Source organism: Desulfobacterales bacterium, from assembly GCA_030066985.1.
GTDB lineage: Bacteria > Desulfobacterota > Desulfobacteria > Desulfobacterales > JAHEIW01 > JAHEIW01.
Window position 1 is genome coordinate 126,172 of sequence record JASJAN010000004.1, and the last position, 12,512, is coordinate 138,683.

Genomic DNA, 12,512 nt, shown 5'->3' on the forward strand with positions numbered 1-12,512 from the left:
GGATTTCTATCTAAATCTTTTAACAGGCTCAACGGGCAAACGGGTAACGGGCTCAACCAGATAAACATTGCACACAACCAGCCCAGAGGTAAGGCGCTAGAACGAGGACGAATTGAAAATTTAAGTACCGAACAGACCTACTGCCAGTCTGGTGAAAGCTTACCATCAGCCCCCTTACGATAGGGCATCCAGGTTAAACCGAAGGCCTCGAGCGTAATATTGGTGCTTTTCGGTTTGATCAAGACCTCTTCCAATTGTGCAGCAGCCGGGTCATAGCTGGCTTCTAGACTATCAATATCGCTTTGCAGGCGCTGGTCGAGTTCGGCCATCTCCTGTTTGACCGCAGCGGCGGTTTCCTGGGCCCGGGCGACATCCATGCGCTCTTTGCGCATCCGGCCGGCGGACTTCACAGCAGTGCCGAAGCGTGTCGCGGATCGGGTGCTGACGGTTTTGCGGCCCAAAAAAGCGCCCAGAATGGCGGTCCCAAAAGAGACCATGGTTTCCATTTTTTTGGATTTGGCCTGCTCCTGTTCCCGCTGCAAAGCCTGCTCAGCCCGCATTAAGCGCCGTTGCAGCGTATCGAATTTGGAGCTGTATTTACGGCGCAGCTTTTCGACTTCCAGATCACGCTTTTCACGGGCGGCCTGATTGAGGCGGGAGAGAAAATCACTTTTCGATTCGTCAGGATGGCTGGTTAATTTGAATTGTTTCGAGCGGTATAGCGTCAGCGAACGATTTTGCCGCACCCAGCGCAACAGGTCTTTGTTCCATTTGCTGTAAGATTTGGCCTTGCGGGCTTTAGAGGGCAATTCTGCAAATCCTGCACCGGGCAAAGGCGAGACTTGAATCTCATCGGAGGCCAGCCCGATTTCTTCAGCCTGATCCCAATCCAGGGGCACGGGCCCCTCTTCAAGCATGGCAGAAACGGCAACACTCTCGGTAGAATCAGCCTTATATCTGGCAGAAGAATAATGCACATCCAGCCAGCCGGCGACTGCCGGATAATACATCAATCCCTGACCGGCTCCGGACGCAGCCAGATACATCACATTGATCTCCGGTGCGACCACCGGCGGCTCGGAAACGCCTGAAGGCGTGGCATCGCTTGCGGCTTGAGCGGCAGTTGCTGTCGGCAATGCGGTCGCCGCAGCCGCCTGCACCGGTGCGGCCACCGCTGCCTGCTGTAATTTTTGGGATGCCGTTAATTTTTTGATCTGCTCACGGGTAAGAGGGCCGCGCAGATAGGAAAGCACCCAGCGGGTTTCAAAGGTTACCGGTGCATTTTCATGAACATTGTTGAGCAAAAAGACGCGCTTGCCCAGCCCGGCCAGGACCTCTTCCATACGGCCACGATCAAATCCGGTACCGGCTGCTGCCCCCTCGAGCCCTGCCAGAACCCGCTCTTTGTCCCGCTCGGTCTGTAAACGCCCGATAAACCATGATCCGGTATTGGATAATCCCTTATAATCCAGGTCAACCGGATTTTGGGTGGAGAGGACCACACCCAGGCCAAAGGCCCGGGCCTGTTTCATCAGCGTTAACAAAGGGGCTTTTGAAGGCGGATTTTTGACCGGCGGAAAGTACCCAAAAATCTCATCCATATACAAAATCGCGCGCAGGCTGGATGTGCCGGCCTGGGTGCGCATCCAGGCAAGTATTTCATTGAGCAGCATGGAGACAAAGAACATGCGCTCGGCATCCGAAAGGTGGCTGATGGTGAAAATGGACGCTTTTGGCTTGCCGTTGTCGGTGTAAAGCATGCGGTTGATGTTCAGCGGTTCGCCTTCAAGCCAGGCTTCAAAACCGGGAGCAGCCAGCAGGTTGTTTAGGCGCATGGCAAGCTGAAATCGATCTTTGGCCGGATAAAAAGAATCCAGGTCCATGACACCAATGCGCTCGAACCCGGGAGATTGAATGGCGCGAATCAGACCGGCCAGGTCAAGCGCGCGGGCCGCCGCCCAGGCGGATTCAAGAATATTGGATATTAAAATATGTTCACGACTGGTGATCGGGTCTGCTTCGATGCCCAGCAGCGCCAGCAGGCTGGTCGCGGTGGTCTGGATCCGCTCGCGCAGCAAATCCAGATCCTGCGCGATAGCGGGCGGTGGCGGGGCAAAGCCGCGCAGCACGCAGACCGGCAGACCGGCGCTGCTTCCCGGTGTATAAACAGCCACGTCGGCTGCCGACTGCAAACGGGCGATCCGTTCAGGTGCCTGCCCCCAGCCGCCTATTCCCTTGCGCCACAGCTCGGCCTGCTTGGCGGCAAACTGGTCCGGTGTTAACCCGGCATTTAACGCATCCTGCTCGTTAATCCACGGCCGGAAATCCTCTGAACGCAGCTGTGGAAAATTGAGCACCAGGTTGGTCAAATCGCCTTTGGGGTCGATGGCAATCACAGGGATATGATCGATCAACGCCTCTTCCAAAATGGCGATGCCCAGACCGGTCTTGCCGCTGCCGGTCATACCGATGATGACCCCATGGGTGGTCAGATCTTTTGAATCATACAACAGCAGACCTTCCTGACGTTTGCGTGACGGCATATCATATTCTTTGCCCAGATAAAAAGCGCCGAGTTTTTCATATTCGCTCATGGCAATCCTCCCCCAAACGGTTGCCGGTTAAGCCAGTTGAGCCCGTTAGGCCGGTTATTTTGAAAACATGACTTTTAAGACCGACCGGCTAAACGGGCTAACGGGCTCAACAGGTAAACCTATGAATTCACTTTTCTCTGCTGATATTGGTAGCGTATTAGATCACTTGTTATTGGTGTACCTTATTGTATTCAAAAAAATTATCCCAAATGGCGTCCAACTGTTGTTTAGCGCTGTCGAGGGGCACACAGCGCAGGTAATCGTTGTCAGCTGTAATTAATTTTAAGCGCTGCAATTTCTGGATGGCATCTCCGATTTCAAAATCAATATGGCATTCCCAGCGCTCCGCCAGCCATTTTTCGATGCGTTGATCGAGCGCAGTTTTGCTCAAGGGGTCTTTGGCGGTCAGCAAAAAAAAGTAGGCCAGTACCGCTTCTTTGAATTCTTCTTCTTCGGCGGTATCAATCAGGTGGTAGAATACACCGGCGTTGTTGTCAAGATTCTTAAAATACAGATTGTCAGCCAGGGCTTTCATAAATTTTATTTTGCGATTTTTATATTTGTTGATCTGTCTGAACAAAAAGCCTGCCAGGGTGCCCAATCCAGCACCCAGAGCAATCAGGTGCTGCTGTTTGATTTGGACCTCTTCATCCTTAAATCCCAGCCAAAATGAGATGACCGATCCTACCAATAACAAAGAGGCGCCCAGTTTGGTTACCAAAACAATGATTCCGCTGATAGCCGCCGGGACGCCAATGATAATCTTGTCGATGGTTTTCATGCGGACGTTGCTGTTTGGAAAGAGCATTTCCAGATCGGCTTTGGGGACATTATGAAAAAGCTTGATGACCGTTGAGCCAGGTTCAAAATAAAGGTGCTTGCGCTTTTGTTTTTCAAAATAATCGGCTTCTTTGAATTTAATATAGATGGCCACACGATCGTAATTGGTAAATTTAAATTTATTCTTCCACAGGCCGAAATACTTTACCAGTGTCTCTTCTTTGATGCTTTCGCCCCGTCGAAAAAATATCACATCTTCGAAATCTTCAAAATCAACTTCCAAACGAATCTGAAATATCGATTCTTCTCCCAGCGCTTGCTGAAGATCTTGCCCGGTAATTTTCTCGTAATTGGCCGCCGTTAAAACAGACGTCATCTCTTCAACCAGCTGCTTTTGAAGATCTTTTTTTTCATTGGGTGAATATTTTAATACACTGCGTGTATCCGCATCGGGATTAAAGGGCGCATAGCTGGTTTTCAATTTCTCAAGATGGCTGTAAAATTCAAAATGAAAAAGCGCTTCAAGTATTTGACAAAGCTCTCTAAAGGCTTTGATATCTGCCTCGTCCAGCTGCGATGTGTCGATACACATATCGACGATATCAGCTTTGCGAAAAGGGATGAAACGGTTGCGGTTTATCGTATCGGGCATGAAGATCTCCCTGTAATCATCTTCGAATCACTTCCGCTGCGTGCTCTATACTTCCTATCTGATGCCTTGGTGAAATGTCAAACGACTTGTCTGCGATAAATATGTCACCGGTCTGAGGATTGTAAAGTCCCATCGCCGTTTCAAATTTAAATATTTCTTGCAACCCAAAGAAAAGATGATTAGTGACAAAAGTACTGCTCTGTTATGCGAATCGGTCTAAAATGTGACCTGGGGGATATAGCACCGTACTGCATTGGATCTGCGCCATTCCACCCATGCTTCTGTCGCCTTATATTCGAATCTCTGGTTTGATTTCAATCACCTTTTTCATTTCAGCGGATGAATAAACATCGCACATTCAGATGTTTAACCTTCTTATCGAGCCGCACCCAACCTTGTTTCGACATATTTAGGGTCAAATGGCACGGCTTTTGATTTGCTTTAGAAGCAAATCGAACAATGGCATGTTTATCCATTTCCGGATGACCGCCGACAAGGACTCTTAGGCAACCATCCATTTTATATTGAAAGGCGGAGGTTAATGGCAACATACAAAATCAAGGATATTGAGGGAATTGGCCCCGCTTTCGCTGAAAAATTATCTCAGGCATCTATAAAAACAGCTGGTTCACTGCTTGATCAGGGATGTACCCCCCGGGGACGCAAACATCTGGCGGAAAAAACCGGGATCAATGAATCGACAATCCTTAAATGGGTCAATATGGCCGATTTATTCCGGGTCAAAGGCATCGGCAGCGAGTATTCCGAGCTGCTGGAAAAATCAGGGGTTGATACCGTTAAAGAGTTGCGCAATGCTGAAAATCTGCATACCAAAATGGCGGCGGTCAACAAAGCCGGAAGAGCTCTAGTGCGGCAGCTGCCCAGCAGGTCTCAGGTCGAAAAATGGATTCAGGAAGCCCAAAAAATGGACCCAAAGATCGCATACTAAGCCGGTCATACCGGATCCAGCGCAGGTCATTGCACAACCAATGATATCGGCTATACGGTTATTCACTTTATGAACCACTGACATCTGATAGTAAAAGGAGGTATTATCATGGGATTATTTTCATTTATTAAAAACATCGGCATGGATCTATTTAAAGGCGGCGACGAAGCCGAAGAGGTCCGGGAGATGCTCACCAAAGAGTTTCCAACTCAGATAACGGATCTTAATGTTGCCTTTGATGACGGCACGGTCAATCTGGCGGGAAGTTGTGATACCTGTGCCACACGCGAAAAGGCGGTTTTGCTTGCCGGTAATGTGAAAGGTGTTGAAAAGGTCAATGATGCGGATTTCACCGCACCACCGGCCGAGGAAGAAACCGAATTTTATGTCATCCAAAAAGGCGACAGCCTATCTAAAATAGCCAAACAATACTACGGCGATGCCATGAAATACCCGGTTATTTTCGAGGCCAATCGCGAAGTCATCAAAGATCCCGATCTTATCTATCCGGGTCAAACTGTGCGAATTCCAAAACTGACTTGATGTTATTTCATGGTTGATAAACTTGCATGGTGTGGCTTTTTGATAATGTCACAGGCAGAACTTGTTTGAATGCAGGTTTTAAAAAATGACCATTATAAAAGAAGGGGCAGGAGGAATGTGAAAGTTAAATTTGCATTCCTCCCCTCTTAAAAGAAGGGAACCCATAAAATGAACAAAATAATGGATGAATTTATGCGATCATTGGGCCCGGAGGTGTCCGATCAACTTTCGACCAATCTGGGTATTGAGAGCAATGCGGTTCAACAGATGCTGCCGCAGATCGCGCCGATGATCCTCGGTGGCTTAAAGCGCCAAAAAGATAACTATGGTGGGCAGGAGCGCGTTGATCATATATTAAACAAATATGGTAGCGCCGATGTGCTGGATAATATTGGTGATTTTTTTTCAGCCCAGGTACAGAACCCAAATGCCGACCCGCGCTTGGGCGGGTTATTGGGCGATTCGGGGATGCAGGCCACCCAGGCCCTTTCGAAACAATTCAACATAGATGGCAGCACCGCCATGAAAATCATCCCCATGCTGGCGCCCATCATATTGGGATTTTTGACCAAAACGCGCGATCAGGGCGGTGCCGGCTCTTCGGGTCTATCCGCTATTCTGGATCGCGATGGCGATGGCAGTATTCTTGATGATGTGGCTGAAATGTTTCTGCAGGGATCATCCGGGCGCTCCAGAACCGGCGGCGGCGGTCTTTTAGGCGGTTTGCTGGGTAGCTTATTGGGTCGCAGAAGATAGATAGCAGCTAACTTTTGTTCCAGACGGACCCATCAGGATGCATCGGTTTTGTGTCTTTTGTCGCTTGCGGATGGTAAGTGCCCGATATTCTGAACCCTCTGGCAGTCTGCAGTTGATGCTGTAGTGTCTGCCCTTCCGGACTGTGGTGCATGGCAGGCCGTAACCGGACCCGTGCATACCATTTCTGTTCCCACAATCACACTTTATTCCTTGCATTGATGCCCTTCTTCACTGATACAATTCAATACAATTTTTTCATATCTTTTTGAGCTAAACTCATTTACCTTAAAATGCCGGGTGTGTTATATCCATATTAATCAAACAGATTTAAGTTGGCCAGTTGAGTCCGCCACATACGGATTGAGCCTGTTAAGACAGAAATGACATTTTATTTATTATTTTAACAGAAAACGGGCTAACAGACAGCAGGCCTAACCCTAATGAGGTCAATCCCGATGAAACCCGCAGAGCACTTAAAATCTTATTTTCGTTTCTGGAAGCCATCAGTTGCCAGAAGAATCACCTTCTATTTTTTTATTTTCGGTCTGGTTGTTTTCTTTATTACCTCCGTGCTCTACATGGGCGGCACTCGCAGGCATTTTATTCGCTCCACCAGCCAACTAATCAACCATCAGTTTGAATTAATGGACTCGGCCCGAGTACCAGATTTTATATGGACGGGACTCGGCAAACCAAATCCCGAGCTGGACCAACTGTTTCAAATTCTGGCCAACCTTTCGTCCAGTTTTTACGCGGTTTCCGATATTGCGATTTATGCAAAAGAGGCAGACGATACCTTATGGTATCGCGTATTCCTGGACAACAATAAGGTGTTACACCTCAATCCGTCGCAGAGCTCGTTTGCAGAAAGGCTGGACCGCAACCTCGAGCGGCATTTTGTTAAGTCCGGCTTGATGGTGCGCACAGATGATGAACATGCGTTGTTTGTCAATGTCACCGGAGAAACTGACCGGAACACTTACTTTCTTAAAATCGGTATCAATAGTGAAAGTATCACCGGCATTATGAAAAGAGAGGCCAAGTGGATTGTTCTCATTTTTATTATGGCATTGGTGCTCTCCCGTTTTCTTGGGTATTACTTTGCCCGCAAGATCGCTCGACCGATAGAAAACCTTTCGGAAATATCCACCAATGTGGCCAAAGGGGACCTCACCCAACTGGCGCCGGTCAAGTCCGGTGATGAAATCGGCGAGCTGTCGACCAATTTCAATAAAATGGTCGAGGGATTGCGGGAATGGGAAAATGTCAAAAAAATCGAGTTTGAGCTGGAAAAAGGCCGTGAAATTCAACGAGAATTTTTGCCCAGTCAAATTCCGGAGCTGCCCAATTGGGAAATCGCCACCTGTTTTTATCCGGCCGGCCAGGTGAGCGGTGATTTTTATGATGTTTTCATGCTGCCGGACGGAAATGTTGGATTGGTGATTGCCGATGTGTGCGACAAGGGTGTTGGCTCGGCCTTGTATATGGCACTGTTTCGCAGCCTTATCAGGGTCTTTGCCGCCCAGACCATCCAATGCACCGGAGCTGAATCGACACAGATACAATCACCCTCGGGAAACATCGAAACGGTTTCGCCAGCGGTAAATGGCCCCCTGGCCCGCCTGGGTGCGGTTGCATCCACCAATAACTATATTGCCCAAATCCATGGCCGGGAATGCATGTTTGCCACCTTGTTTTTCGGTGTGTTGAATCCTGCGACAGGCATCCTCTCATATATCAACGGCGGTCATGAACCGCTGTTTATCATCAATGACCGCAATATTAAAAACCGGTTGAAACCTACCGGGCCGGCGGTGGGGCTGATGCCCGACATCACCTTTAAAGTCCAGGAAATTCAGCTTGAACCGGGTGATCTTCTGGTCGGCTACACCGATGGCGTGACCGATGCATGCTCGCCGGAAGGTGAACCCTATACCCGGGACCGTTTGCAATCCCTGCTAACGCAACCTTTTAAATCCGCCACTGAAACCATCGAGGGTGTCAAATCCAATTTATTTGCTTTTATTGATATCGCCGCCCGTGGTGATGATGTCACCATGCTGGCCGTTCAGCGGGCACTAATATAAATTAAACAAGTAATATTAAATAGTTATAAAAACAAGGCATTTCCGCTTGACATATAAAAAATAGAATGTGACTTATATTTGAGGCATCGGGCAATGTGTAGACGTTATTTAGGTAGATCGGCAATCTAACCATTACGGAGGAGGATCATTTAAACATGGCAAAAAAAGCGCAAAAAAAACCTTCCAAAAAATCAAAGACAAAAGATGTTGCTAAGAAGAAAAAGGTGACGGCCAACCCGAAGAAATCAAAAGCGCCGAAAAAAAAGGCAGCTGCAACTAAGAAAAAGGCAAAAGCAACGGCTAAAAAAGCCGCACCGAAGAAAAAAGCCAAGGCTTCAGCCAAAAAAGCAGCGCCAAAGAAAAAGGCCACAGCGCCGGCTAAAACGACAGCCGCACCAATGAAAATATCAACACCCAAATCCGCAAGCGCAGGAAAATCTTTTTCAATTACGCAATTTGCTGAAATGACCTATCTGACCGAAAACGGTGTCAGACAATGGCTGCAGCAGGGACTGCTCAGAGGCCGGCAGGACGCCAAAGGCAAATGGCAGATAGAAGCCTCGAATCTGGAGATTCCCAATGTAAAGCGTCTTGTACGCTAGATATTGGGTATTTGGTATTGGATGTTGGAATCGAACATGTGACAGCGATAAACAAAAACACACCGCAAAAATATAGGGGAGAAGAGTCATAATAGAATATATGACCCCTCTCCCCTTTTTGATCTTATTGATTTAGCACCCCTTGGCTCATTTGTTTGGGCGCGTTTCATGAAAACGCCTCATCAAGGGTATGATCCAACCCGAATCCCGGGGTCGATTTTCATCGCTGCGAAAAAAATCCTTTTTGTCCGGAATTCCAGCACCCGCCGCGCGATCGATAATCTGGATGCCTTCAACGATGCCCATTTCAAAATGGGGCTGTATCCCCCAGACCGGTTGATCTTTTAATTTAAACGCCAGAATATCACAGTCGGCTGAACGCGCAATGATCGTGGCATTTTCGACCGGAACGGTGCAGACCTCATCAAAATGGAAAACAAATCCGCGCAGGGTGCGGCCGGATTCACCCAACAACGCATCCGGTGCTAAAATGTGAATTTCCGGCCAGCCAATTTCAGGTTTTTCCCGCTGCCGGACAGCATCCAGACCAAATAAAGATCGGGCAATCATCTGGTGGCCAAAGCAGCTGCCCAAGATGACTTTGCCCTGGACGACGGCGTCTCTGATCAGTGCGGCTTCCGTTTGCATCCAGGTGGTATCATCCAGAACACTGGCTGTGGAGCCCGTAATCAAAATGTGGGAATAGGAATCCAATCCGTCGGGCCATTGGCCGGCTGAAACCCTAAAAAAATCAAAGGGGTACAGCAGCAACGGTTCCCAGTAGATGAGTGGCTGGTAAACATCTTCATCAATGGAGTTGTCTAAAAACAAAATGCGGCCCACAAGTCCGATCTCCGATTCAAAATGTAAGAAGGATTCGTTTAAAGATCATAGGCGATTTGCAATATCTTGACAAGCACCTTATAATTTCCCTAAATTCGAATTGATCCACACCACAAAAACCGGCTTCGAGGAGGCCCGTCATGACACTTGTCGTCGACAATGAAACAATACAAATTGAATGTTACGCTCTGGGTGTCTTTGGAACCAATTCATTTATCGTACGCTGCCTAAAATCAGGGGACAGCGTTGTTGTTGATGCACCGGGTGATGCGCCCAAAGTGTTGGATCGATTAAAGTCCTCAAATCCGCAATATATTCTGATGACCCACAACCACATGGATCACACCGATGCCCTGGCGGAATTAAAATCGGCTTTGAACGTTCCGATTGCGGCGCATGCCGCCGATGCTGCCAAACTGCCGGTTCCCGCGGACATGCTGCTGGCCGATGGAGAAATCATTACCATTGGACATCTGCGCTTTGCAGTCCTGCATACGCCAGGACATACACCGGGCAGCCTGTGTTTTTACACCGAGGGGTATCTGATATCCGGAGATACACTGTTTCCGGGCGGACCGGGTAAAACAGGGTTTCCGGCTGATTTCAAACAAATTGTCGCATCTTTGCAGCAGAAGATTTTTGTCCTGCCCGACGATACACAGGTATTTCCGGGCCATGGCGACCACACTTTATTAGGAAAAGAAAAGCTGGCGTTTGAGGCTTTTTCCGCCAGACCCCATGATCCTGATCTTTGCGGCGACGTTCTTTGGACTATGTAATAATCAGGTTTCAGGTTTCAGTGTTCAGGTGTCAGCCCGTCTAATCAACCCTGACACCTGATCCGCCTGCGGCGGAACACCTGAAACCATTATTTCACCAGCTGATCTCTTCACGGTGAAAAGCTTCGGCCAGATCAAAATCTTCACCTTCGGCCAAATCACTGCAGCGCTGTCGCAACCAGTCTTCGAGATCTGACGCCTTAGACTGCACCTGACTTTTATGACACCTTAACGCCTGCAGCTTAAGGTCAAAGGTATCGGTGATGTTGGATACATAGTTAATATCTTCCGAAGCCCAAAACAGCATTTCCTTGACTTTGTGGGGCAGCAGACCTTCTTCGAGCAAATCCGGATATGCCAGATGGTCCCTAGCATATGGGAAAACCGCATCAATGGTGACCTGGCCGGCGATGCGATGGTCCCGGTGCCAGATATAGCGGCGGTATGGGTCGGCGGTGACGACCGTATGAGGCCGGTACAAACGAATCATGCGTACAATTTGTTTTCGAAACTCCGGTGTATCTTCAAGACCCTGATCCGGGTTTCCGAGAAAAACGACCTCCCTCACACCCAGTATTTCAGCCGCCGCCTGCTGCTCCTTTTGCCGGATTTCGGCCAGCGCGTCTGGTTTTAAATCGGGGTCACTGGTTCCTTTGTTTCCGTTGGTACACACCACATAAACCACCTGCTTGGCCCGCTGGGTCCAGCGGGCCACCGTCCCGGCGACCCCGAATTCAGCATCGTCCGGGTGGGGGGTTACGACAACAACATCAGCTGGCTCTGTCACATTAAACCTCCGTATTTAAGATCACTGGATAATGATATCGACTTGGACATTGGTCAAATTGCCTTATGGATTTTAAAGGTTATGTTATCATTTAGCCCTAAAAGTTTAATTTAAAGCGGTTTTAAGGGTTTAGCAAGTTCATCCCTGCATCGATGCCGGGTTGGCAGATTGATAACAAAACAAGTTCTCAATAGGGTTTCACATAATGCCCAACAATAGGTTAATAGTACGTCATTTTTCAGATGTTGATTTTAACCGATATGTACACCTGCATGTCGAGTCCGAGCGACTGGCGCCTGAGGGACGCTTTGTATCTGCCCGAACGCTGTCAGATGAGCTGGAGCATCCCAAATTTGAACCGCAAAGGGATTTGTGGGTTGCCGACTTAAAGGGGGTTCTCGTTGGTTGTCTGAGCATTTTTCGTGAGCCTGAAATCGGACGCGCTTTGCTCGCGGGATGCGTTCATCCGCATCACCGGCGCAAAAAAATTGCATCAACATTGCTGATCAAGGCCTTTGAGCAAATCAAAGCAGCCGGTATCAAATCCGCTCAGATCTGCATCGGAGAATCCAATACAGGCGCAAAACACATGCTCGCACAACTTGGATTTACCTTTATCCGTTATTTTGTTGAAATGAGACTGGCCATCAACCGTCTTCAGCTGCCGGCCATCCGACAGGACGACATTACCAGCCGTCAATTGGCGCCAGGAGAAGCATCCCTTCTCGCTCAAATTCAAAACCGTTGTTTTGCCGGTAGTTGGGGGTTTAATCCGAATACCGAAGAAGAGATAGCCTATCGCTTGAATATGCAGGGTCGTTCCCCGCAGGATGTGATCCTCACATATTGTGGTAAGCATCCGATTGGTTACTGCTGGACGCTTATCAACAGCGAAGAAAATAAACGCAGTAAAAAAAACAAAGGCCTGATTCATATGTTGGGAGTGGATCCGGACTTTCGCCGGCAGGATATGGGTAAAGCGATATTGGTCAACGGGTTAGCAGACCTCAAAGCCAAAGGTGTTGACGTTGTTGAACTGACAGTAGACAGCGAAAACTCGGCCGCACACTCTCTTTATGAATCGGTGGGCTTTGAGATGGTTGCTAAATTGGAGTGGTATGAAAAGAGGATCAATTGAAC

The 12,512-nt window shown here is 48.5% G+C and carries 11 protein-coding genes; 7 read left to right on the top strand and 4 right to left on the bottom strand.

Annotation, left to right across the window (positions count from 1 at the left end):
* Positions 1–137 precede the first annotated feature (137 nt).
* Together QNJ26_03405 and QNJ26_03410 are read right to left on the bottom strand one after the other, a co-directional pair.
* Positions 138–2,594 (bottom strand): ATP-binding protein, encoded by a 2,457-nt coding sequence (locus QNJ26_03405; protein MDJ0984568.1) that lies wholly within the window; start codon positions 2,592–2,594, stop codon positions 138–140.
* 169 nt (positions 2,595–2,763) lie between these two features.
* Positions 2,764–4,026, bottom strand: a complete 1,263-nt coding sequence (locus tag QNJ26_03410; protein MDJ0984569.1) for a TMEM143 family protein — start codon at positions 4,024–4,026, stop codon at positions 2,764–2,766.
* Positions 4,027–4,567: 541 nt separating this feature from the next.
* On the opposite strand from QNJ26_03410, the gene QNJ26_03415 reads away from it, so the two are divergent.
* From QNJ26_03415 to QNJ26_03435, 5 genes are all read left to right on the top strand, one after another.
* Positions 4,568–4,975, top strand: a complete 408-nt coding sequence (locus tag QNJ26_03415) for a DUF4332 domain-containing protein (protein MDJ0984570.1) — start codon at positions 4,568–4,570, stop codon at positions 4,973–4,975.
* 108 nt (positions 4,976–5,083) lie between these two features.
* Positions 5,084–5,518, top strand: coding sequence for a peptidoglycan-binding protein LysM (gene lysM / locus QNJ26_03420; protein MDJ0984571.1), 435 nt, complete (start codon positions 5,084–5,086; stop codon positions 5,516–5,518).
* Between the two features lie 168 nt (positions 5,519–5,686).
* On the top strand, positions 5,687–6,274 hold the full coding sequence (locus tag QNJ26_03425; protein MDJ0984572.1) for a DUF937 domain-containing protein: 588 nt from the start codon (positions 5,687–5,689) through the stop codon (positions 6,272–6,274).
* A 455-nt stretch (positions 6,275–6,729) separates the two neighbouring features.
* On the top strand, positions 6,730–8,361 hold the full coding sequence (locus QNJ26_03430) for a SpoIIE family protein phosphatase (GenBank protein MDJ0984573.1): 1,632 nt from the start codon (positions 6,730–6,732) through the stop codon (positions 8,359–8,361).
* Positions 8,362–8,516: 155 nt separating this feature from the next.
* Positions 8,517–8,963, top strand: a complete 447-nt coding sequence (locus QNJ26_03435) for a hypothetical protein (protein MDJ0984574.1) — start codon at positions 8,517–8,519, stop codon at positions 8,961–8,963.
* 147 nt (positions 8,964–9,110) lie between these two features.
* Here QNJ26_03435 and QNJ26_03440 read toward each other — a convergent pair whose 3' ends face one another.
* Positions 9,111–9,806, bottom strand: coding sequence for a type 1 glutamine amidotransferase (locus QNJ26_03440; GenBank protein MDJ0984575.1), 696 nt, complete (start codon positions 9,804–9,806; stop codon positions 9,111–9,113).
* Between the two features lie 140 nt (positions 9,807–9,946).
* Between QNJ26_03440 and QNJ26_03445 the strand changes: the two genes are divergently transcribed.
* Positions 9,947–10,585, top strand: a complete 639-nt coding sequence (locus QNJ26_03445; GenBank protein MDJ0984576.1) for an MBL fold metallo-hydrolase — start codon at positions 9,947–9,949, stop codon at positions 10,583–10,585.
* Positions 10,586–10,679: 94 nt separating this feature from the next.
* Here QNJ26_03445 and QNJ26_03450 read toward each other — a convergent pair whose 3' ends face one another.
* Entirely contained in the window at positions 10,680–11,372 is a 693-nt protein-coding gene (locus tag QNJ26_03450) for a PIG-L deacetylase family protein (GenBank protein ID MDJ0984577.1), read from the bottom strand.
* A gap of 205 nt (positions 11,373–11,577) precedes the next feature.
* Between QNJ26_03450 and QNJ26_03455 the strand changes: the two genes are divergently transcribed.
* The gene (locus QNJ26_03455) at positions 11,578–12,510 is read left to right on the top strand and encodes a GNAT family N-acetyltransferase (protein ID MDJ0984578.1); all 933 of its coding nucleotides are present in this window, start codon (positions 11,578–11,580) and stop codon (positions 12,508–12,510) included.
* Positions 12,511–12,512: the final 2 nt, after the last annotated feature.

Excerpts from the sequence above, each read along its gene's own strand:
- QNJ26_03405 (MDJ0984568.1), bottom strand. The coding sequence starts at position 2,594 with ATGAGCGAATATGAAAAACTCGGCGCTTTTTATCTGGGCAAAGAATAT.
- QNJ26_03410 (MDJ0984569.1), bottom strand. The coding sequence starts at position 4,026 with ATGCCCGATACGATAAACCGCAACCGTTTCATCCCTTTTCGCAAAGCT.
- QNJ26_03415 (MDJ0984570.1), top strand. The coding sequence starts at position 4,568 with ATGGCAACATACAAAATCAAGGATATTGAGGGAATTGGCCCCGCTTTC.
- lysM (MDJ0984571.1), top strand. The coding sequence starts at position 5,084 with ATGGGATTATTTTCATTTATTAAAAACATCGGCATGGATCTATTTAAA.
- QNJ26_03425 (MDJ0984572.1), top strand. The coding sequence starts at position 5,687 with ATGAACAAAATAATGGATGAATTTATGCGATCATTGGGCCCGGAGGTG.
- QNJ26_03430 (MDJ0984573.1), top strand. The coding sequence starts at position 6,730 with ATGAAACCCGCAGAGCACTTAAAATCTTATTTTCGTTTCTGGAAGCCA.
- QNJ26_03435 (MDJ0984574.1), top strand. The coding sequence starts at position 8,517 with ATGGCAAAAAAAGCGCAAAAAAAACCTTCCAAAAAATCAAAGACAAAA.
- QNJ26_03445 (MDJ0984576.1), top strand. The coding sequence starts at position 9,947 with ATGACACTTGTCGTCGACAATGAAACAATACAAATTGAATGTTACGCT.
- QNJ26_03455 (MDJ0984578.1), top strand. The coding sequence starts at position 11,578 with ATGCCCAACAATAGGTTAATAGTACGTCATTTTTCAGATGTTGATTTT.